This window comes from Desulforamulus profundi, assembly GCF_002607855.1.
Map to the genome: position 1 here is coordinate 50,838 of NZ_AWQQ01000146.1, position 22,186 is coordinate 73,023.

A 22,186-nucleotide genomic window follows, 5' to 3' on the forward strand; every position below is an offset into this window, starting at 1 on the left:
CATCAAACAACTTCCAGTTTCTGACTAAGCTTGTTCCTCAACTTGAGAATCTTAACGTAGATTTCCTTGCCCAGATTTGAAACGTCTTTTGTACTGTGTATCAGGTTATGGCACCATTTATGGGTAGATGCAAGGTTAGGTACTTTGTTAATTTGGTCTAGAGGTAGGTTGGGGTCTATGTGGTGCGTTTCAAGTTCATGTCCTGCAATTGGGTTACCGCATACCTTGCATTTCCTCTTATCCCGGTTGAACGCATATGCTCTATTCATTAGATATTCAAAGTTATATTTTGGTTCGGTTAGTCCTTTAGCAATTAATTCGGATAGTGTTAGGCTCATAGTTACGTCGTCTCTGGGTAGCGATTGTTTCTTTGATGTGCGTTCATAATAGGCATTTCTACCTTCTGGTGTATATGGTGTTTCTGCTGGATTCTTGAGATATGTCTTTTCCCATTTGACAAAACCTAGGCTGGTTACTCCAATGGTTAAATTGTCGTGTTTAACTGCTGGTATTCTTGTCGTATATCCTGCATGTCTATTGATTAGGTTATTTACTTCGTTAGCAGGTGTCCATTGGGCGCCTTTAGATTTAAGTGCTTTAAAGGCTGTGTATAGTAGGGAATTGGCGTATTTATTTAGTTCAATGTTTACCATGGTTGCTGGTTTGTAGTAGTTGCCTATTCCGGTTATGGCGCTGTTTATTACATTAATTTGGTGTATCAATTGTTCTCCGTTGTATTTGCGTAGCTGTTTGATGTGTTTTCTTAGCTCATTTATTTTTGCTTTTAGGCGTTTGTCGTCTGGCCTGGTGCAAGGTATCCGTCCTGTTCTTGAGTTGCCAGGTATTTGCTTATAGTGGAAACCTAAGAAATGGATAGGACGCTTTTTAACGTTTGTTATTAATGTCTTGTCTGGGCTAAGTTTCAATTTAAGTTTTGTATCTAGGTATTTCTCGATGCGCCTCTTCCACTTTTCGGCGTTAGCTTTGGTGTTTGTTATTAATATCCAGTCGTCGGCGTACCTTATTAGGTATGCGGGTTTGAGATTAGTCCGTTTTTTTAACGCTTTTATTTTATTGTTATCTTTTGTATATTTGGTTTGTGTTTTCTTTTCTTCCCATTCCCGCACTATCCATTGGTCAAGTTTGTGGAGATAGATATTGGCTAACAGCGGTGAGATAATCCCGCCTTGGGGTGTGCCTAGTTCGGTGGTTGGTAGTTCGTTCATTACTCCAGCTTTGAGCATTTTCTTGATGATCATGAGAATTCTCCTGTCATGAATGCCCATGTGCCAGAGCTGTTTAATTAGTTTAGTGTGATTGATGTTATCGAAACAGCCTTTGATGTCTCCTTCTATTATCCAATGGTACCCCGTTTTATGGCATACAACGGTTGTTCTTTCTAGGGCCATGTGTGCGTCTCTCATAGGCCGGAAGCCGTATGAGTGTTTGAAGAATTGTGCTTCCATGATTGGTTCGATGATGATGCGCAGGGTTTCTTGGACAATCCTATCAATGACCGCTGGAATGCCTAATGGCCTCTTTTCGTCTTTTCCTGGTTTTGGTATCCATACCCTCCTTAGGAGGTGCGGGTTATAATTGTCTAGTGCATTTCTGACCATCAGGATGACTTCTGGATATTGTTGTTGTAGGATGTCAGGTGTGGTAACGTCGTCGGTTCCCGCTGTTTTACTGCCGTGGTTGGATTTTATGTTGTGGATGGCAGTAATGATTGTCACTTCAGATTTTGCTAGTTCTAACAGGTTCTTGTATTTAGGTAATTTACCTTCCTCAATTGCCTGTTTGGTTGTCGCGTATAAGTAGTCCAGAACGGATTGTAGGTCTGATTCGGACTCTAATTTCGGGTAGACTGATTCTTGAGCCATCGGCATCCCTCCTTTCGGGAGATGTCGTGGGGTAACCAGGTGTGCGCAACGGCTTCCCAGTCAGGCTCAGTCATATTACCTTCTGTTGTTTGACTATGCCCCTTGGCTCCGCGCTGGTTAGGCGTTTCATTGCTACTACGGGCTGCTGCCCCCTGCATTCACGGTCATTTCCTACACGCTAGGCTTCATTGCTTCGATAGGCTCTGCCTTGCAGGGTTCCGTTGTTCCGTGTTTCCTGGCCTTACATATGACTTTAGCCGCCTGCTCTGACCCGGAGAAAAGCCTTTACCCACGGTTGGAGGGCTGGGCACGCTCCCATTACGGAAAGCGTCAGTCTTGATACCGGGAAGTGTCTTGACCGTTTTCTCTCATCCTTTCGGACGTGGTAAAGTTCATTTCCTTTACCCGGACGTTTCGAGCCTTACAAACGCAGGTTCCCATGGTGAGTCGGCGTGGTCGTTTTATGGCGGTCCGGCTACTTCCCTAACCGCTTTGCAGGTCCGGTTTTCGCCGTCTTCATCGGGCTTCATACCCTGAATCACTATCACCATCGAATTATCGGGGCATGCCGGAGTATTAACCTTTCTACGTCGCCAACCTTCGACGCATCCAGGAGTTTCACCTGGCGATTCGGAAACACAGTTCATCAGGTTTGCACCTGATGCCTACTTTTGTTTAGGCATTACTGCCTACGTTGTGTAGGAACAACGCGCACTCCCAGTCGTCCCAAAATTCCGATGGGTCATTTAAGACCACCGGCTTTCCTCGAAACTGCGGCCAGATCTGCCGTATGATTTCGTTTAAAAGCCAGATTTGGTCTTCTCTTGACAGCCCTTCTACAATTTTTGCCACTTCTTCCCTTGTCATTTTTAATTACTCCTTTCATATCCCGGCACGCTCCTTTCTAGATATAAAGCGCCCGGGGTGTCCCGCAGGCGCTGTTTTACAACGCCCACAGGGGCAGAAACGCGAAAAAAGACACGTCAACAGAACAAGTCGTTTTTCACGCTTGTTTTATCTGCCAAAGTGTCTTTCTCAATCTCAAAAATATCTTTTTCAGTTTTTCTTTTAGCTTACGCTAAAATTTACCTTTAAATAAGTTACTTTACATAAACTACTTTCAATATCCCCTAAGGTAAAAAACTTTCCTTAGGCCACAACTTTTCAGGATAGGTGTTCCTAATCAGATGAAGGTGAAAAAAGTCATACTACACCTATCCTCAAACGGGACCTTTCTCGTAACACCGCCTGGAGCAGCCCGCCCTTCCAGTATTTGCGGTGCTTAGGGCAGCTTGTTTTAACGGTCCTGCCTTAGGTGCATACCCCGTCGAGAGCCCACCTCGCCTGCACCAACCTGTTAAAGGTTTTCAGTCCCGAGACCTGTTCTAGCCGGTCCCTGCCAGGTTTTGCTTTGCTCTTCGCCACACAAAACCATGTTGCCCATCCTAACGTGCGGGTCATGACGTCCGGTTTTGCTCTTCGCCACCCCGGATTTCACAGCTTGCTCTTCGCCTCACTGTGCGCTCCTAAGGATTCCCTTTGCTCTTCGCCACAGTCTTTCCTTAGGCCGAAAGTTCTCAACCCAATTTTTGCTCTTCGCCTAAAATTAGGTTCCAGTACTTCCAACTGTTTTAAGCCGGGTTCGCTTAAAAGAGAACTTTTTGAAAATAAGTTTATTTTGGTGGTTAATCTTAATATAATTTCATTTTCTTATTGTTGTCAAGTGTTTTCTTTGGCCTCTGACAGATCATACACTCTGTTGTTTTGGGATAGCTTTTCCAGGAAAAATTGAACCTGGTCTTTAATTCCTAGTTCATCGGCTATTTTGCTGTCGTAAAGTATGATCTTATCAACTACCTTATCTCTGAACAAACTTTGCACCCCTTCATGCACAGCCCTTTCTACTATATCCTCAAAAAACAGCAGGTTATTGGGGATGTTTTTTATTCCTTCATTGGTCGCGTAAATATTTCTTCTGGCTATGGCGATGCGCTCATCAAAGCTGGAAGTGTAGGGCAGTTTTTGGTAGGGTATCCCGGCTCCTGTAGGGCAAAAATACCGCCGGTATCGACAATATAAATGCTGTCAAATACCTGATTCCATTTACTATCTACAGCTGTGTTGCGGCAAAATAATCCCCGGCTGATACCTTCTTCTAATAATCTAAATGTTTCTGTATAGCTCAAACCTGTTAATCTAGTTAGCTGTCCTGCCGTTAATACCTGGAATTTGTTTAAGGTGATCAGCAGTTGTAAATGCATTTCATTTAAAAGCCAGGTTCGGAAAAAGCCGGCTATGGTTTCAGGGTAACAGTACCCTGAAATCTCTGGCTTTTCATCTTCTGCTAACTTAAGCCCCAGATTGTACCGTTCTCCTTTAACGTCGTGTATTTTTGAGCAAATATACCATGTTTCGTATTTGTTTCTTAAATGCACTTTTACCAACCTCGTCTTAAAATAAAAGCATTCTTTCATGTAAAGGGGTTCCGTCATTATCTAAAAGTCGCAAATCAGATGTTATTTGTTTGGTTTGTTTAGTTCCGGCCATTAATGCTTTTGCTTCATCGTCTGTTGGGAAAATTATTAATTGTGCGTCCGGGTGTGGTTTTTCTCCGCGCCTGGGAGCATCAATAATCATTTTTGACAGTTCCTTGGTTTCCCGGTTGATATAGCTCATTTCCGCCATTACCGGAGTATCTTTGCTTCTGATAAGCCGCCAGCCAAAGCCCGGTACTTCTTTTTTAGCTAAAGCATAAAAAAGGCTTAAAGTAGCCAAACGGCATGCTTCATTAGGATCTTTTGGAGGTCTAGAGTCAACAGTCATATAAATTTTAAAAATAGCATTATTCCCTGACACACTAATCCAGCGGATCAATCCTGCATACCAGAGGCTGTTAATTGACTTATTAACTGCATATCTGTTTTCTTTTATAAGGTTTGCTAAAGACAGGCTCAATAAAAATTCCGCCTCTTCCATGTACTGCAGCACTTCAAAAGCTCGTCCACCGAAGTCCTGGGATATTATTTCCACCGGCAGCCGGGAAATGCTTACGGCTGTGCCGTAAGCAAAGGCGCTGTCCCGGGGCCTGGCTTCTTTTTTCTTAGTATCCTGCATTTTAGTTCTCCTTTCCGGGTTGTTTTTGCTCAAAGCTATTTTTGTAAACGCCGGTGCTTATTTTTTCTCCCCTGCTGTTGCTGGCTTGTTTGCTGCGCCGTTTCCGAGAAAATAATTTTTGGCGGCGGCGTTGCAGTGTTTTCTTAGGATCCCATTCCACCAGGTGCAGTTTTCTTTCTTTTACATCAAAGGCTGCTACTTGGAATTCAAGTTTGTCACCCACTGCAAATGTATCCTTGGCCCGGTATGGGGCAATACCTATCAGACCAGGTTTTACTGCCACAAAAGTTGTGGTATCTCTGGTACCCACGATGGTTCCGACCACCACTTCTCCTCTTTCAAACTGCCACCTGGCCCAGGGATCGGTTGGTTCTACGGTAATGTTTTTTTCTTGTTTGTCGATGCCTGTCACTATTACATTGACTACGCTTCCCATTCGGTACTGCACGTCCAGCGGTACGCCACCGGACAGCCGTGCCTTTTCAATGGGCAGTTTGACAATAACTCCTCCGCCGATATCCAGCAGGACACTGCGTTCCCCTACCGACTTAACCACTGAACTGATTTCTTCTCCTTCTGTTACTTGGTTTATCAGTTTGTTTAAAGCAATATTTACTGCTTCTTTGCGGCTGGCTGCCACCAGGTTTTCTTTCCTGTTTACTGCAATTACTTTGACAGAGATAGGTTGTCCAATGAAGGTTTTCATGGATGTCTTGTCCGGCAGTCCTGATTCATCAGCCGGAACTAAACCGGTAATACCCGGTGCGTTATCAAATTCAATCTCCCAGGTTTCTCCCTGTCCGTTGATGTGGCGTACCCGAACCACTCTTGCTGTGATTATAGTACCGTAAGTTTTAGCTTCGTAGATGGGACCCCATACATCAAGTTCTCTTAATTCCAGTCCTTCAGGAGCCAGTTTAAAGTTTTGCATATCGCTCATCCTTTCGCTTTTTGATTTTAAAAATAGATCCCGGAACAACCGGGATCTCATTACCAAGGAACGTTATTTTTCTTTGGAGTATCTTGTGTATCATCAATAAAGTCTTCAATATCGCTGCCGGGATGATCTGTTCTAACTGTTTCTCCAGCATTTTCTTGTTTTTGTTGATCATCTATAGCAGCTGTCTGTGTTGTTGTGGCTACTTGACAGCTATATTGGTCATGTTGCCTATTTTGTTGATTAAAACTTACCTTTTCAGCAGTTTTCTTTTGGGAGAATAATAATGGTTCTGAGAACGAATTTGTTTGTTTCTCATCAAAGGAATTTTCTCCGTCAACGTCCGGTTTGCTGACATTAAAATTCCTGGCCGGTATAAATTCGTTAACTGGCAGCATACCGCATGAAATAATTTCTTTAGCTTGTGGCAGTTCTGTCCAGCCAATTTTTCTTAGAAAGGCCGGATAGCTCCACTGTAAAAGGGCAATGCAGTCTTTGGGACCAATCCTTAGTATTTCGCTTACGGTCATTAATGGCCGTTCTATTATGGTTCGTGTTTTCTTCTTTAACTCAAAGACATGTTTTATTGGGACTGTTGTATCTTCACTGGTATGCTCGGCTTCCACTGCTGCGCTGCCCAGTTTTTCGCTGAACATTTTGGCCAGTTCACTGTCTGCCGGGGCTATACCTATCAGCATTACTGTCGGGCAGTTGCCCAGGATGGTTTTTGCTTCTTGGACACCATAGACGTATTCCAACTGGGATGGGGTTTGCAGGATCATTTGTATGTGAATCCCTTTACTCCTGGCAGTTGAAATAATTTCCGGCAGGCCCGGTATCATACCGACATTGGCCATTTCATCCCAAATGTTGCGGACTTTGACCGGCAGTGTTTGTCCGGGACTATTAAATGCCAATTTATCCAGTCTTTTAAAGAGGAATTTATAGAATATGGATAAAATTGGCCTTAAATAGACGCCTTCGCCGCTGGTAGGAATGATTAGAAACAGCGCTGTTTTCTTTTTGCCTATTTCATCAAGTTTTATTTCTTGTTCTGAAAGTAGTGCGGCCAGCGGGTCGGTGGTCAGGTTTTTTAATACTGCAGTGAGGTTTGATTGGGCATATCCATAGTTTTCTTTTACTACCCCGCGCCAGCGCTCATAGATGGTGGAGCTGATTTTTCCGGCTTTATATGCGTCTCTGAAACGAACCTCTAGTTTTTCTGCCGGCCAGGCAGATAAGGTCATAATAGATCGCATATGCTGCTGTTCTATGGGGAAGTCGCCCTTTAGGAGGCCGATGAAGGCCTCCATTAGTTCCATAGCTTTTAACATAAAGTATGATTTGCTGTCGCTGGCAGCATTTCGGGACAGGGTGTCCACCATCTCTGATATTTCAGCATCGTTCTGACATTCAAGAACAGGGTTCCAGCGGTGGCTGTGTTCTGGTGTCATAAAGTTTAACGCCCAGACATTTTCGTATCCCTTCTTTTTGAGCCATTTGGCAAAGGTTGTAAAGAGTTCTCCTTTGGGGTCAATGACTACCAGGGATTGTTCCTCGGCGGCGGCTGCTACAATATTGCTGGATACAAAACTGAATGATTTCCCTGATCCTGTCCCGCCGTAGGCAATGCAGTGAGGCGCTGTTTTAGGTGTGTTTTTCAGCACTGTGGGCATTTTTTCAAAATTGACCCGGACAATTTTCCCTTCCAGTTCGCCAATCAGGTTTCCGCCGGGAAACTTGATTTTATTTCCCGGGTTGTTTTCCGGAGAAACCGGCGGTCCAAATTCACAGAAGCTTTTAAGGTCTTTTAGTGAGGCCCATCGTGATGTACCATAGGCCGAGTTATTGACGATTTTAAGACCGTGTATCATGTTAGAGTTGTTTTTATTTTGTTTGTGCTTTCGCAGGAATATTATTCCTCCTGCCACAGGAATTATTAAAAACAGGTTTAGCCACAGCCAGATGTTCCTTACATCCGGGTGGGTCAGTTCCCGGGCCGGTTTTTTCAGCCAGGCTATGGCTGTTTGTACAGGGTGTCCTGAAACATAGGACAGCACTTTTCCGTGGGCTTTGGCTGCCGCTATTTCTTCCGGCGTGGCCAGCGCATTTAGGGTTTTTATGCTCCAGCTGATATCGTGGATAGAAGCCGCCAGGCTGCCTATGGCCCATACGTCTGCGATAAAAAGAAGGGGTATGGCCACCGGCAGCCCGGCTGTGATGAGTACGGCTTTTTTGTGTTTTTTAACCCAGGGCGGCAGTTTTATGTCCCAGGCGCCTTTGATTGTTTTTAAGGCAGGCTTAAGTTTATCCGGCAGTCTCAATCAGGGCACCTTCTTTCTGGCGTGTAATGTCGTAAGGCACAATTCTCATGGCCAGTTGGTTGTCTACGCCCAGGGCGTCTAAAACCTCCCTGCGGACGTAGACGTAGCCTATTTCGCCCAGTTCATTCAGGTTTTCGCTAAAACGGACGCAAGCATCGTATTCTTTGTTGATTTTCAAAGAGGTAATATATCCGCCCGGGGGCAGGTATTTTTTGTCGGTATCCAGTTGGACAAGAATTTCATCCACAATTCCGAGCCTGTTTTTAAGTTGATGGGGAATGTAAATTCTCCCGATTCTGTTCATGCCTTCGGTGAATACTGTTTTGTTGGGTGTTTTCTTGCAGTACCTCATGTAGAAGCTGTACATGGGTTCATCTCCTTCCTTTAGTTTTTCCGGGTGAACTCAAATTCTACTTTACCGTTACTAATAACCAGGGCGGCTTCAAATTCCTTGCCGGCTTTACTTTTGAATCCTTTCAAAACGCCAGTGCGGCCTTTAGCCAGCAGTTCCCTGGCAGCGGTAATGCCGATTTTCTTCCCCGAGATTTCCTTCCAGATGGTGAATTTACAGCCCTCTTGATAACCGGTGCATGCAAAGCCTCGGCTGTTTTCAAGCACGTCTCTGCCGCAGATAGGGCATTTACCCAGGGAGTTGCTGCCGGCTTCACTCTTCCGGCCGGTATTGTCCGTTGATTGGGACCTGTCCGGAAAAGTGAACTCGATCTTTCCGCCTTCCCCAAGAACCAGCACTGCGTCAAAGCTCTTGCCGGATTTCCCCTTAAATCCTTTAATGATTCCTGTTTTGCCCTTGGACAACAGGTCACCGGCTTGTTTTGGGGTGATCTTTTTACCTGCTATTTCCTTCCAGATGGTGAATTTACAACCTTCTTGATAACCGGAACACCCGTAACCCTTTGATGTTTCTACCACATCCCGGCCGCACAGCGGGCAGCTGCCAAGAGCTTTCTTTTCCACAGCAATACCTGCGGCTGTCTCCTGATTCCGGGCCAGTTCTACCAGTTCCCTGGTGTATTCACAGATGCTCTTCATCCATGCCATGGTGTTTTCTTGTCCCTGCTCAATCCGCCGCAGGACTTCTTCCCAGTTTGCGGTCATTTCTACCGATTTCAGCTGCTCCGGCACCAGATCAATCAGGGTCATACCTTTAGGTGTAGGGACCAGGGATTTCTTTTCTCTGACCAGATAGCCTACTTTTATCAGTCTTTCAATAATGGCGGCCCTAGTGGCAGGTGTTCCAATGCCACCGGCCTCCTTCAGTACCTCGGCCATTTCCCTGTCCTCTGTAAACCGGCCGGCGCTTTCCATAGCCGCCAGCAGTGTAGCTTCTGTGAATCGCTTGGGCGGTTTGGTCTGCTTTTCCACCGGCTCCGCCCTGGATACCACAACGTTTTCCCCTTGACTTAGAGGCGGCAGGTTCTGGTCTTCCTGCTCTTCATCGTCTTCTTTTTGCTCCTGTTTACCACGCCACAGGACTTTCCAGCCGGCAGCCAGCTCCACTTTACCCTTAGAGCCGAAATTTTCACCGGCTGCCTGGGTGACAACTTCGGTTACGGCATACCTGGCCTCAGGGTAGAAAATGCTTATAAACCGCCGCACCACCAGGTCATATATTTTTTCTTCTTGATCGTTCAACCGCACTTCGGCCGGGTTTCTGTCGGTGGGGATAATGGCATGGTGGTCGGTTATTTTGGCATCGTCCACGTATCTTTTATTCAGGACCGGTACTTCTGCAGGGATAAAACCTTTATAGCCCGGCAGGTTTTGCAGTGCTGATAAACGTCCGGCTAAGGTTGCAACCATGGCAGTAGACAGGTGACGGCTGTCGGTACGGGGATAGGTAAGAAGTTTGTGCTTTTCATACAGGGCCTGGGCAATATCCAGTGTCTGCTGGGCTGTATAGCCGTACCGCCGGTTGGCTTCTTTTTGCAGGTCGTTAAGGTTAAATAAAAAAGGCGGCTGTTCTTTGGCCTCCTTCTGCATTAACGTTATGATTTTCCCTACGCCTTCACGGGCAACTTTGTCTGCCAGTGTTTTGGCAGCCTGGGAGCTGATGAGTTTGCAGGTTTCGCCAGCTTTTGTGAACCATTTGCCCCGGTAGGTTCCTCCGTTGGCCTTAAATACTGCATATACTTCCCAGTACGGCTTTGACACAAAGTTTTGTATTTCCCTTTCCCTGCTGACCACCAGGTTTAGGGTTGGGGTCTGCACCCGCCCCACCGACAGTACGGTGTTGTGCCGTACTGAAAAGGCCCTGGTGCCGTTGATCCCTACCAGCCAGTCCGCCTGGCTGCGGGCTTCGGCGGCTGCTGCCAGGTTGTTGTATTCTCTGCCGTCCCGCAAGGCAGTAAAGGCGGCTTTTACCGCCGACGGCGTTGTTTCTGACAGCCACAGTCTTTTGATTGGCTTCCGGCAGTTACAGTAGCGGTAGATCCGGCGGAAGATAAGTTCCCCTTCTCTTCCGGCATCGCAGGCATTGATTACTTGACTCACTTCCGGTGAGTTAAGCAGTTTTTTCAGTACCCGCAGCTGTTTGGCAGATGAGCCGCCGATTTCTGTAAGTTTGAAGGTGTCAGGTATAATGGGCAGGGTTTCTAAAGCCCATTTGGTAAGGGCCGGGTCGTATTCGGACGGGTCAGCCAGTTCCACCAGGTGGCCAAAGGCCCAGGAAATCAGGTATTCATTGTTTTCCAGGTAGCCGTCCTTGCTTTCGAATCTGCCTAAAACTGAGGCAATATCTTTTGCTACGGATGGTTTCTCGGTTATTACTAAGGTTTTCAAGTAATCGCACCTCCTGTTATTGTTTTTATACTTCAGCCGCCAGGAAAACCCTGGACTATAGTCCGGGGATGAAAGGCGGCTTGGTTTTTAAAATATTGAGTATTTTCTTTTGAATATGGTAAATTTTAGGTATGGATAAGGTTGAATCAACAAGACATTCACGATACCATATTAACTATCACATAGTATGGATACCCAAGTACCGGCGCAAGGTATTAGTCGGGCATGTGGCATCCAGGGCAGAAGAAATTCTTCGGCAGATAGCAAAGGCAATGGCGTGGGAAATTGTTGCCCTTGAGGTAATGCCAGACCACGTCCACTTGTTTGTATCTGTACCCCCAAAGTTTAGCCCGGCTGATATTGTAAAACGCTTTAAAGGTGTTTCAGCCCGGCAGCTGCTGTTAAAATTTCCGGAGTTAGTAAAAAGGACCGGTCAGGGAACTCTGTGGGCACCATCCTACTATGTAGGAACAGCCGGTACTGTGTCGGCTGAAATAATCAAACGATACATCGAGGAATGCCAGGATCATTGAGGTGTCACTATGCTTAAAACCTACAAGTACCGGCTCTATCCAACTAAAGAACAATCCCGAAAAATGCACGAAACCTGCTTCCTGTGCAGTCTGGTGTATAACCAGTTTTTAGAGGAACGCCGGGAAGCCTGGGAAATATTCGGGGTTAGCCTTAGCTGCTATGAGCAAATAAAAGCTTTACCTATCAAGAAAGAAGATGACCCACGGCTTAAACAAGTTTTTTCACAGGTACTTCAGGATGTGGCCCGGCGAGTTGATAAGACGTATCAGGCTTTCTTCCGTAGGGTGAAGGCCGGGGAAACTCCAGGATACCCAAGATTCAAACCGGCCCGTAGATATAACAGCTTCACCTATCCGCAATCTGGCTTCAACCTGGATAGAAATAAACTTACACTATCAAAGATAGGCCAGGTCAAAATTAAATTGCACCGTCCTCTGGACGGTAAGGTAAAAACTCTAACCATTCGGCGGCAAAACGGTAAGTGGTATGCCTGCTTTTCAGTAGAGATTGATGCACTGCCATTACCACCTACCGGACTAATCTGTGGAATAGACATGGGCTTAGAGAAATTCCTTACTACCTCAGACGGAGAAATGTTTGATAATCCCCGGCAATTACGTAAGGTAGAAAAGAAACTAAAGCAGCACCAACGCCGGGTATCCCGCAGGAAGAAAGGTTCCAACCGCTGGAAGAAAGCTGTCCGGGATCTGGCCCGGTGCCACGAAAAGGTGGCTAACCAGCGCCGGGACCTGCATCATAAGGTGGCCCGGTCTTTAGTTGATCGGTACGATTTAATTGCCATTGAAAACCTGCAGGTTAAGAATATGACCCAAAACCACCACCTGGCTAAGAGCATTGCTGATGCCGGTTGGGGTAACTTTAGATTAATCCTGACGAGCAAGGCTGAGAGTGCGGCTGCAGGGTAGTTGAAGTTGATCCCAAGCAAACATCACAACTATGCTCCCGGTGTGGCGCCGAAGTAAAAAAACAACTATCCCAAAGGTGGCACCACTGCCCGGTTTGTGGACTGTCTATAGACCGGGATGTAAATGCTGCCATTAATATTTTGAAACGAGCAGTATAACTACCGTAAAAATTAGGGCCCGGACGGGGCCTTCGGGGACAGGCGGCGGTAGCAGCTGGATGAACCGAGAAGCCTCACGTTTCAACGTAGGGAGTCGTCACGAGACTTAGGTGTCTAACCGGTCTCCAACATCAACCGTTCCGCTACGCCGTTAATCAACTGGCGTATATCAGCAGGCATGATGGCCATTTCCCTTTCCCGGGCGGCGTACTGCTCATAGGCCATGCGGAATTGGCCCCGAAGCACCTCTGGTTCCTCACAGGCACACATTTCGCGCCAGCCAAAACGTTTTACTACGGCGGCAGTAGCCGGGGACATCGAGGCCAAGGCCTCATCCGGCCGGTAGTAGCCATATAACCTCATGGCTCTGGTTACTTCGCCCCAAGCTTCGGACGCACTGGGCAGTCTTGGAGTAGTCAGTTCTACAGCTGCTGCCCTGATTTTTCCCACCGCCGGCAGGCATAAAATCTCCTGTTCAGCTAATACTTTTTTGACGGCAGCTTTAGCAATTTCGTAGGGTATATCGTTTAACAGGTCGTGCCAGGCTTCAATGGTCCCCTGCCGAATGTCGATATTGGGATATACCGCCGTGATGTAGCTTAACAGTTTAGCTGTTTCTGTTTTAGTCAATGGAGCAGCCCTCCTCTTCTTGTAGGTATTTTCTCAATACATGCCAGGCTTTCGGCACATTATCCCCAGCAGTTTTAAGTGCTTTTTCCAACCAGTCATCACTATGGTTTTCTTCGCAAGAATGTTCCTCCTCAAGATATCTTTTGATTGTGTGCCATGCTTTAGGTACATTCAGTTGTGTTTCCACAGCAGGGTTTATCCAGTCCTCATAAGGTTTATTGGGGCCCAGGAAAGTTGCCGGGTGTTTGATGTATTTGGGTTCGGTACCGTGTGTCAAGCAGTACTCCCGGTAGTTTTGGGCAGCCAGTATCAGATCCCCGGGGTTAACGCCTTCTTTTAATCTGGCTTGAAAAGCTTTAAATGCTTTTCGTTTTTCGATTTTACGGGGATATTCGGCATAGAATTCTTCAAATTCTTGGGTATATGTGTTGTTAACCGGGTTATTATCTTTTCTGATCTCTTCGGGTTTATTAATATAGGCAGGAATGTCTTGCGGCATATCTGTTTTTTCTGGCGTCAGTTTGGCAATAACAGCCTCTTCCTGCATCACGGTGTTGATAACCGCCTTTAAAAGACCGAAATAACTGTGTTTGATATTGCCCTGCTTTTGTTGTTGATTGGTCCTGCGGATTGCTTCAAAGACTTGTTCCGGTGTGGCTCCGGTTTCTGCGCAGAGTTGGTCTATGATAATTTGTTCCGGGTCGCTATCGGCTACCTCCAGTTGTTTGTCTTGAGCAATCTCTGCGCAATTTTGGTGCGACATATTATATCTATCTATCCATCTATCATATATGGGTATTGTTATCTGGGTATTGTTAGAGTCAACTGGCTTTACTACGTCGTCAAATGGCTTTACCACGTGGTAAAGCTGTTTTACCACCCCCCCGCCTGTTTCAGGTGGGTTTTCGGTAATATTTTTTACCGGTAGTAAAGCAGTTTTACTACCCCCCATTTCTAAACCTGTTTGTTTTTTTACCGGTGGTAAAGTAGCTTTACCACCCCCTTCTTCCTCTGGTTCAGTCTTTACCGGTGGTAAAACTGTTTTACTACCATCATCTGTTTTTGGAGGGTCCAATAGGGCATAGACAGTGCTTTCATGTTCCTGGTTAGGTCTGATGCGGATTGTTTTTTGTATCCAGCCTTTTTCTTCCAGTTCGTTTATTGCTTTTATTACGGTTGGTTTGCTTATTCCGCAGCATTTGGCAATGTAGTTTAGTGACGGCCATGATTGACGATCTCCGTTGGCACAACGAGCTAAAAATAACCTCACAAGTTTTGCTTTGTCTGAAAGGTCAGAGGAAAACACATCGTTATAGTCCCAAAACCAATTTTTACGGCGGTTGTCGTTTAAGTAGATTTTGGGTTCTGTAATTTGAACATCGGGCATTTTTATCCCTCCATAATTTTCTTCTTTAAAAAAGAAAAGCTCGGCATAAATACCGAACCTAACAATAGTAGCTTTTGGGCCGTATCTAGGGGTAGGGGTGCTGGTGGTTAACACATGGGAAAATATATTAATTACAAATATTTACAGCTTACGTTGACACGGCTTATTTTGGTAGCTATACTGATATAAACAGTGCATAGAGGCTGGGGAGGGGTGACATTGAAAAAGCAAACAGAATATTGGGTTGCAGAATCAGAGGAAGATATTCTCACAGCTAAGATATTATTAAGGTCTGGAAGATTGCTGGAAAGTGCTTTTTTCTGCCACCTTGCCTTAGAAAAAATGTTAAAAGCATTTATAGTTGAAAGACAAGACGAAATACCTCCCAAAAGCCATAATCTTTTGGTATTAGCTAAAAAGTCAGGAATACACAAACAGATGGATGAAGAAACCATAGACTTACTCGCCGAAGTACAGCCATTCAATATCGAAGGCAGGTATCCTGAAACAAGAGAGAAGCTGCTAAGAAACACTCCGACAGCAAGATTTGCAGATATTGTGAGCAAAACGGAGGAAAAGATAAAATGGTTCAAACAAATGCTGTAAAGGAAAATATCAATAAATTAATTAATGATCTACAGAAAAAAATATTCGTGTAAGCTATATCGTTTTATACGGTTCTCATGCTAAAGGAAGGGCAGGAAAAGACAGTGACATAGACATTGCTGTTATATCTCCTGATTTTGGCCAAAACCCTTTAAACGATAGCAAAGTTGTTTATAAGTCAATTTTTAATCTTGATATAGAGCCAAACTTTGATGTCAAAACATTCTCCCTGGAAGAATTTGAGAAAAACAACCATTATTTTGTGAAAGAAATAAAGCGTACTGGTAAAAAAATATATCCTTCAGTGTAAAATACCGCCTATCCCGGCGGTTTTTCTTCTGGCAGATGTTAAAAATCTGCCAGAGCCTTAGGGTTTTTTACCGCTGGCTTTGGTTTTTCAATGAGTGGTTCTTCTTTTTTTGGTTCTTTAACTGGCTTGTCATTAATTGAGATACCACTTGCCAGTAAACTTAAAACTTGATCTATTTTATTCTCTAATCTTTGGATAGCCTCCCCTGGATCCGGGGTGCGTTTCATGTTTCCCAGGGCTATTGAAACTACCTTCTCCAACCACTCCTGACGTTCTCCTACTGGCACTTCTATAAAGAAGGATGGTCTTCCGGCAGCCGGAATTCCACCCTTCGTCCAGGGCGTTTACTTGCCATCCCACACCTCCTGGTTTATTAATTCCGGACACATTCCAGACAAAAAATATCAGTCCGGGCAATGTCCGGACGTTTTATCCGGACACTATCCAGACATTTTTATTAAATCCGGACATCTTCCGGACAGTTTTAAATGGTATGTCCGGACATTTTCCAGAAAAAACCTTTCATTCCGGATGGTGTCCGGACATTATTTTAAGATTATCCGGACATTGTCCGGATGTTTTTAGAACTTTTGTCCGGGTTATGTCCGGACAGTTTTATACTGATTAGGGAAAGTTATAGGACATAATAAAAGTCTTTAAATTTACAGCATTATTGTGATAAAATTTTTTAAATATTATCGTTACTCAACTGATATTTTGATGGATATTCTTCTTTGTATATTTTTTCGTACAAAATTTTCATTTCACTGTAAGGAAGATATACTTCAAATTCACTCTTCTCCCAAGTGTGGTATTGTTCAAAGGCAATCTTTATAGAAGGAATATAATCACCTAAATAAGTAAAATAGAATTCTATAAAATTCAACCCATAAATATCAAAATATTTTAACAGGTGATCTTTGTAAAACACGTCATGTTTTTTAGGATTAAGTTCATCAATATTACTGTAAACGACTGGAATAATATGTTGCTCCGAATTTAGTACCGTCTGGTAAATCTCCTTTTCTATAGAACCTGGTTTCAAGGGGGTTGGATCAGGAAGTTCAATTAATTTGGATACAATTCTCACTGCTTTTCTATACCAATTTTTTTTGCCTATCTCTTTTTCATACTTTTGGTACCATCTTTTATCCAAATCAACTAATGCAGGAAAGTCGGTCTTAAAAGGAACAACAACGGAATGCCTGAATTGCTCATCTGTTAAAAAACGTAGTACATCTTCATGAGTATATTGCGGAATTTTATTTTCTAAAAATATAATCATATTCCTGATCGGCTGACAATAAGCATTGCCGAGATAATAAGCAGGGTAAAGACCATGATGCTTATAAACTATTTGATTTATTTTCATTTTTCATCACCTTTCTTAGGAGGCTTTATATGCAAAACGCACTTCTTCCTAATGGACAGACTGTTAATGCATATGAATATGACCCTCAAATACATGGATATGAAATCTTTTGTTACTACTGTAAAGCAAAAGTAAGTCATGTTGGTATTGGCAAAAGAAATGATGTTCCATTCTTTAGAACCACCGGACGTAATGAATCAATTCATGAAGATTACTGTCCTGAGAAAAGACAAGTAAAACAAATCAAAACACTTAAAACGCTTAACAACTATACAGTTGATATTAATAAAATAAATATAAGTGATTTTCATGTTATAAAAGTAGATTTTGGCTATAATGATATTACTCATATGCCTCACGGAGAGATTAGTGAAATTAGTAAAAATAATCCTAAGAAAAAACTTAACTATACTTTAAGTTATTCAAACAGAAAAAACTGTTTAGTTGAAAAAATCACCTCTCTTGCAACTATTGCAAAACTTTTGCAAAAAAATACACCAAAACAGTTAAGTAAAATAGCTCTTGATATTAGTGGAAAGATGACACTTGTGAATCAGTTAGTTATTGATCAAAATCAAGCATACGAAATCGCTAAATCGAGTAATTTTTACCTTCCCTGGTTTATTATTTATGGAAAAGTTCGATCTGTGGTAAAACTTAACAAAGTAATGTTTATTAATTTTGATGAGCAAGATGGGCTAAAACCCTTCACCGCTTATATTTTTTCAGGTCATTATAAGTTTTTTACATATACAAAAGAACAGTTGGAAGGAAAACATGTTCTCCTTCAAGGAAACATTAAATTCAACGAAAGATATAACAAAACAGAGCTTCAAGTTATATTGAATAAACAGTTATATCTTCTGAATTAGCCTGTGAACCTTTTTTAAAATTATTGTTTAATCAAATACAGAAACAACTTTATGATTACTTAATGACCGGACAATGTCCGGTCATACTTACTCGCTTATAGCCAGCTGCAAATATGCTCTGGCGTTGGCGGTCTGGGGATTATCAATAACCACCGCCCCGGGAATCATTTCTTTAATGGGTAGGGCCTCGGCACCGCCTCCGTGAAGGTAAAAGCCGGCCGCAAAGTCTGCAACTTCCCCAAGTCGCTTCATGGCATCGTCAACAATGTTTCTGGCAATCTCTTCTTTGGCTTTTAGCACTTCCATGGTCATGTCAATTTTTTTGAGTTTATATACGGCAGTACCCTCTTCTGCAATTATCCTGGCCTGTTCAGCGGAGACCGGAGCTCCGGTTTTGGATTGGAATTCTTTTTGAACAGCTTCAATTACTTTGGAATATCCATATTCAAGAGAGAAACATTTACTGGGAATTGGTTCAATCTCTCCATTTTTAAATTTAACTGTACTCACATCAGTGGTATGTTCACCGATGTCAAAGGAGATCAGTGTTCCATTGGGCAGTTCCGGGATCAGGTAGAAAGCAACAATCCCTTGACGAAATACCAGTACGTTATTAAATGAGATTCTTTTGGGTTTGCCGCCGTCAACACTTACGTCACCATACAGGCGTTCCAAATGGGCTTTCAGTGTTACCTTCTGATCCGCATATCCGATGGGAACTCCAACTACCAGGATGTCTCCACTTTCATACTCCAATTTTCTGGCCGCAGCAGCATCAGTATATCGTGGGACGGGTGCAAATGCTTGTCCTTTTCAGTGGTAAATCCTACCCCAGTTTCTTCAAGGGCCTTTTGACCGTAGAAATACATTTCCGGTTCATTGCCGGGCTTGGTTATTGATACCACTCCGTCCATCCCCTCTGCCATAGGATGCTTTACGTAAGGTGCCAGAGCAGTGGGAAATTTAATCTCCAATCCATCAGAATTTATCCCTTTAATTTCACGATACCCAAAATCAATAGATACTACTTTTGACATTTGTTCTACCTCCTGATCATTAAAAGTCTTTATATTTGTCAGGTATAAGTACCTTTTGGGCTTTGCAAACCAACTTCTCCCCCTGGTGCCACCTGACTGCCTTGGCTTGAACTGCAGATTTGCAGTATCTCTCTCTGCTGCAGCCCCGACAATGCGAACTTTCCCGTGAACAATCATGGCAGGGGCAATCTTTGCAATAACTATACACTTATCTTTTTCACCCCCGGCTTACAGATCTGCGCCGCCCTCGCCAGCGCATCAACCACCTGCTCCGGCGCAAACCTGGCCACTTCCGCCAGAGCTACTTCAGGCGCAAAGGCTTTCAGCGTGCGATAGTCCCTTTTGGCCACCATGGCTGTATACACGTCACAAGCCGCCAGCACCAGGGAATCAAAGGGCGGGTCGTATATGCCGTCCGGGTAGCCCCGGCCGCCGGGCCTTTCGTGGTGATGGCGTACTAGGCGCAGGATGTCCCAGGGAATGTCCGGCCAGTTTTCTAAAATGATTTTCTCCCCCTGAATGGTGTGGGACTGTATTATGTCCCACTCGTGCGGCAGGATGGGCGCCTTATAAAACAGTTCCTTCGGCCAGGTGGTCTTGCCCAGGTCATGCAGAAATGCAGCTGTGCCTATATTTGAAACCGTTTTGCTGTTAAAGGACATGGTAATGGTTGTTTTAATTGCAAGCTCCATGGTTTGGTAAGCGTGCTGGTACAGTATAGGTATGGTTCTCATCATCTTTTCCGCCCAGTACAGATCTCTTTTCAGGGTTAACACCACCTTTACTTTTAATTTTGTGCCTTATAAAAAAGAACCCCACCGTTGAGGTGGGGTAGGAGAAGTTAGTGTAATTTTGTGGTTACGATAATTGTCCGGTCTAAGATATGTCCTTTTACTGTGAAGGGGACTTTGTAATCTTTAACCGTAGTAGCTTTTCTACCGGTCACAATGACTTCATAGCTGCCATCATCTGGCCATTTACCTTTTTGAGTGATATGGTCAGGAATCTTGTAATCCCCGTACCAGTCCTTACTTGCAGAATCGTAGGCCAGGTTGATAGTGGTCGGAACAAACCCTGCCGGGGCTTTGCCGGTACTGGTGTCTATGATAGTAGCCGTTGCACTGTCAATATCCACCCGGGTTGTTAGGTCGCTCGGCCTTACAGCCCGAGCAAAAATTCTTATTTTACGGCCCCGTTCTGCTGGCGCCGGGATAATATCCCCTCTCATAACAAAGCCTTCCAGTACAGTAAAGGTACGCTTAAACCAGGTATTCGGATCGGCAGATGGGTGTGACCATTTTGCTGACTGCTGCGGGTATTTTGGAATGTCGATGGCTCTTAACGCCAATGTAAATGTACCGGCGCCGTATGCTTCGTAGTTACTCGGCGGGTTGCTGAGGTAAATCCATGAACCGCCGTTCTTTCGCAGGGCCCACTGATAACCGCCGCAAGGATCGCCGTCCGGGTCGCTGTAGCTTACGTTATAGGTTACTGGTTCGAAGTCGTAGAAGTTTGTTGCCGGAGTCATGGTAAAGCTGACTGTCGGCGGGTTGTTGTCTGGGATAACTACTACATCTTGATAGTACGGTTCTGATGACATGATCCCATCACTTACTGTCAGCTCAATTTTATACGTACCAACCGTACTGAAAGAAGCCGGGGGCGTTGATGAAGGCGAACTCCAAGTCCCGGACGGGTTTTGGTAACGCCAGGAACGGGAAATAATGGTTTTACCTGTCGGGCTATAAGAAAAATCGTTAATTGTTATTACTTTACCAGCAACCACCGGGTTGGGCGTTACTGTGAAAAGTGCGACAGGCGGCATATTAATGTTTCGTGTAGACACTAATTTTACATCTGGCAATGACCAAGCCCCTTCTTTGTCCTGCACCTCATATTTAATTAGATAGTCTTTGCCGTCTGCCAGAGTGGATGGCCGTCCGTTAATCCAACCTGAGGAAAGAGCTTCTCTCCATGACCATTTATGTTGAACAATGCCTTTATCCGGCTGACTTAAATGGTCAAGATCATAAGCAGTTGAATTATATGATACGTTCCAGATAGATCCTGACTTGCTTATACCTACACTAAAATTGCCAACCGGGCGGCGGTGTACATAGAGAGACAGCTTATCCAAAGCAGAGAAAGACCACAACCGGTACTCGTCAAAACGGTCATCTGGTGTGGGATTATCTCTCTTTTGGAAGTCAACCAGATATTTACCCACTTTGTCAAAGCGGTATACCGGGCTGCCAATCCATTGGCTGTCAAAGGAGGCTTTCCCAAAGCTGTTTTCAAAGAAGTTGGGGTCGTGTTCATATATCCATCTTTGAGCTATTTCAGGGTCGTTTTCGTAGTCGTTGTAGTAGGTTTTATACTCAACTTCTTCGTTAAGAAGTATATACTGGTTATTCCCAGCCGGTTTGTTTAAGATTTTCTGCAATATATATTCTCCAGCTGTGTTTAACGCATTATCTATATCATTATTATTTATAAACACTCCTTTATCAATTTTACTTATTAAGTTTTCGTAGATTGCAGTATCATTACCTAAACCAATAAAATCAATATTATTTTTTAAAATACACTCTACTGCAGTAAATAAATCATCTTCTTTAGCACCTCCAGAAACAATACCTTCACCTATAACAAGCTCGGTTCCATAAGGATCAAATTTTTCAAAAATTACGTTACCTCCTTTAACAGCAGCAAAAGCAAGTCCACGTCTCCAACGTAAATCATTTACTATGTTGCTAGACATTTTTAGATTAAGCAGTTGATTTTTAAGGGACGGTGTTAGTTCTCCTATAGCATCAAGAATTGATAATGTAATAATACAACCATTAGGAATCGATGCAATATCATTAGCTAAGTTATCACCTAAATATGGATAAGCGTATGAATCATACTGAACTGCTTTAATAACCTGCAAATTATTAGGATCTAAAGCTACCATCGCCCATCCTCGAAAAGGACTAGCATATACCAAAACCCCATTCTTATAAGTATTAGCTCTGAGATAATTGTTAGGATAAAGATAAGAGTATTTAAAGTAATAATCTATGGTGGCTAAAGATGTCAAGACATTTTTTTGAACTTGTTTAAGGTGGTTTTTCTCCCTCCTTTGTGTATTTTATAAGAAAAATATTACCATTAAAACCATTTATTAACTGGTAATTAAGTAAATTTTTCCCATGCAATACTACTGCAAAAGAAAGTTGACCATAAATGTTGATAACTTTTCCTTCCACCACTAATGTACCGATATTTCACGCACCCGTTCCAGTCATGGGCTTG

General features: G+C 43.8%; 22 protein-coding genes and 1 pseudogene. 6 read left to right on the top strand and 17 right to left on the bottom strand.

Annotation, left to right across the window (positions count from 1 at the left end):
- Window positions 1-2: 2 nt before the first annotated feature.
- The 9 genes from ltrA to P378_RS17915 form a co-directional block, all read right to left on the bottom strand.
- Window positions 3-1,883 carry a group II intron reverse transcriptase/maturase gene (gene ltrA / locus P378_RS17880; RefSeq protein ID WP_099084146.1) on the bottom strand — a complete coding sequence of 627 codons (1,881 nt, stop codon included), beginning with the start codon at window positions 1,881-1,883 and terminating at the stop codon, window positions 3-5.
- A 675-nt stretch (window positions 1,884-2,558) separates the two neighbouring features.
- The gene (locus P378_RS17885) at window positions 2,559-2,750 is read right to left on the bottom strand and encodes a hypothetical protein (protein ID WP_099084147.1); all 192 of its coding nucleotides are present in this window, start codon (window positions 2,748-2,750) and stop codon (window positions 2,559-2,561) included.
- Between the two features lie 852 nt (window positions 2,751-3,602).
- Entirely contained in the window at window positions 3,603-3,755 is a 153-nt protein-coding gene (locus P378_RS19880) for a hypothetical protein (RefSeq protein WP_180261168.1), read from the bottom strand.
- A 107-nt stretch (window positions 3,756-3,862) separates the two neighbouring features.
- The gene (locus P378_RS17890; protein WP_099084148.1) at window positions 3,863-4,318 is read right to left on the bottom strand and encodes a hypothetical protein; all 456 of its coding nucleotides are present in this window, start codon (window positions 4,316-4,318) and stop codon (window positions 3,863-3,865) included.
- Window positions 4,319-4,334: 16 nt separating this feature from the next.
- Window positions 4,335-4,859, bottom strand: a complete 525-nt coding sequence (locus tag P378_RS17895) for a hypothetical protein (protein WP_143338549.1) — start codon at window positions 4,857-4,859, stop codon at window positions 4,335-4,337.
- Between the two features lie 139 nt (window positions 4,860-4,998).
- Window positions 4,999-5,928, bottom strand: a complete 930-nt coding sequence (locus P378_RS17900) for an RNA-binding protein (RefSeq protein WP_099084150.1) — start codon at window positions 5,926-5,928, stop codon at window positions 4,999-5,001.
- 59 nt (window positions 5,929-5,987) lie between these two features.
- A complete protein-coding gene (locus tag P378_RS17905; RefSeq protein ID WP_099084151.1) occupies window positions 5,988-8,258 on the bottom strand; it encodes a VirD4-like conjugal transfer protein, CD1115 family in 2,271 nt (756 codons plus the stop codon).
- Window positions 8,242-8,625, bottom strand: a complete 384-nt coding sequence (locus tag P378_RS17910) for a hypothetical protein (RefSeq protein WP_099084152.1) — start codon at window positions 8,623-8,625, stop codon at window positions 8,242-8,244. Before P378_RS17910 ends, P378_RS17905 begins: the two co-directional genes overlap by 17 nt.
- Window positions 8,626-8,642: 17 nt before the next feature.
- Window positions 8,643-11,057 (bottom strand): DNA topoisomerase III, encoded by a 2,415-nt coding sequence (locus P378_RS17915; RefSeq protein ID WP_099084153.1) that lies wholly within the window; start codon window positions 11,055-11,057, stop codon window positions 8,643-8,645.
- 131 nt (window positions 11,058-11,188) lie between these two features.
- Between P378_RS17915 and tnpA the strand changes: the two genes are divergently transcribed.
- From tnpA to P378_RS22520, 3 genes and pseudogenes are all read left to right on the top strand, one after another.
- A complete protein-coding gene (gene tnpA, locus P378_RS17920; protein WP_099084154.1) occupies window positions 11,189-11,590 on the top strand; it encodes an IS200/IS605 family transposase in 402 nt (133 codons plus the stop codon).
- A 9-nt stretch (window positions 11,591-11,599) separates the two neighbouring features.
- Window positions 11,600-12,517: an RNA-guided endonuclease InsQ/TnpB family protein gene (locus tag P378_RS17925; protein WP_238473402.1), complete on the top strand. Its 918-nt coding sequence runs from the start codon at window positions 11,600-11,602 to the stop codon at window positions 12,515-12,517.
- A gap of 44 nt (window positions 12,518-12,561) precedes the next feature.
- Window positions 12,562-12,675 (top strand): annotated as a pseudogene (locus P378_RS22520) (zinc ribbon domain-containing protein); the annotation flags it as partial.
- Between the two features lie 114 nt (window positions 12,676-12,789).
- Here P378_RS22520 and P378_RS17930 read toward each other — a convergent pair.
- The gene (locus tag P378_RS17930; protein WP_099084155.1) at window positions 12,790-13,305 is read right to left on the bottom strand and encodes a replicative helicase loader/inhibitor; all 516 of its coding nucleotides are present in this window, start codon (window positions 13,303-13,305) and stop codon (window positions 12,790-12,792) included.
- On the bottom strand, window positions 13,298-14,692 hold the full coding sequence (locus P378_RS17935) for a helix-turn-helix domain-containing protein (protein WP_099084156.1): 1,395 nt from the start codon (window positions 14,690-14,692) through the stop codon (window positions 13,298-13,300). Before P378_RS17935 ends, P378_RS17930 begins: the two co-directional genes overlap by 8 nt.
- Before the next feature lie 213 nt (window positions 14,693-14,905).
- Between P378_RS17935 and P378_RS17940 the strand changes: the two genes are divergently transcribed.
- Together P378_RS17940 and P378_RS17945 are read left to right on the top strand one after the other, a co-directional pair.
- Window positions 14,906-15,298, top strand: coding sequence for a HEPN domain-containing protein (locus tag P378_RS17940; protein WP_333870947.1), 393 nt, complete (start codon window positions 14,906-14,908; stop codon window positions 15,296-15,298).
- Window positions 15,299-15,356: 58 nt separating this feature from the next.
- Window positions 15,357-15,608, top strand: coding sequence for a nucleotidyltransferase domain-containing protein (locus P378_RS17945; protein ID WP_238473404.1), 252 nt, complete (start codon window positions 15,357-15,359; stop codon window positions 15,606-15,608).
- A gap of 38 nt (window positions 15,609-15,646) precedes the next feature.
- Here the strand turns inward: P378_RS17945 and P378_RS17950 are convergent, their stop codons facing one another.
- Window positions 15,647-15,868 carry a hypothetical protein gene (locus P378_RS17950; RefSeq protein WP_099084157.1) on the bottom strand — a complete coding sequence of 74 codons (222 nt, stop codon included), beginning with the start codon at window positions 15,866-15,868 and terminating at the stop codon, window positions 15,647-15,649.
- Window positions 15,869-16,296: 428 nt separating this feature from the next.
- Window positions 16,297-16,980 carry a hypothetical protein gene (locus P378_RS17960; RefSeq protein ID WP_099084159.1) on the bottom strand — a complete coding sequence of 228 codons (684 nt, stop codon included), beginning with the start codon at window positions 16,978-16,980 and terminating at the stop codon, window positions 16,297-16,299.
- A 29-nt stretch (window positions 16,981-17,009) separates the two neighbouring features.
- Here P378_RS17960 and P378_RS17965 point away from each other — a divergent pair, with 29 nt between their 5' ends.
- Entirely contained in the window at window positions 17,010-17,852 is an 843-nt protein-coding gene (locus P378_RS17965; protein WP_099084160.1) for a hypothetical protein, read from the top strand.
- A gap of 87 nt (window positions 17,853-17,939) precedes the next feature.
- On the opposite strand, the gene P378_RS17970 is transcribed toward P378_RS17965, so the two are convergent.
- The 4 genes from P378_RS17970 to P378_RS17985 form a co-directional block, all read right to left on the bottom strand.
- On the bottom strand, window positions 17,940-18,608 hold the full coding sequence (locus tag P378_RS17970; RefSeq protein ID WP_099084161.1) for a ParM/StbA family protein: 669 nt from the start codon (window positions 18,606-18,608) through the stop codon (window positions 17,940-17,942).
- Window positions 18,578-18,889 (bottom strand): ParM/StbA family protein, encoded by a 312-nt coding sequence (locus P378_RS19135; RefSeq protein ID WP_143338551.1) that lies wholly within the window; start codon window positions 18,887-18,889, stop codon window positions 18,578-18,580. The genes P378_RS17970 and P378_RS19135 overlap by 31 nt, the downstream gene beginning before the upstream one ends.
- 200 nt (window positions 18,890-19,089) lie before the next feature.
- Entirely contained in the window at window positions 19,090-19,626 is a 537-nt protein-coding gene (locus P378_RS17980; RefSeq protein ID WP_099084166.1) for an HD-GYP domain-containing protein, read from the bottom strand.
- Window positions 19,627-19,730: 104 nt separating this feature from the next.
- A complete protein-coding gene (locus P378_RS17985; RefSeq protein ID WP_180261170.1) occupies window positions 19,731-21,845 on the bottom strand; it encodes an interleukin-like EMT inducer domain-containing protein in 2,115 nt (704 codons plus the stop codon).
- Window positions 21,846-22,186 lie beyond the last annotated feature (341 nt).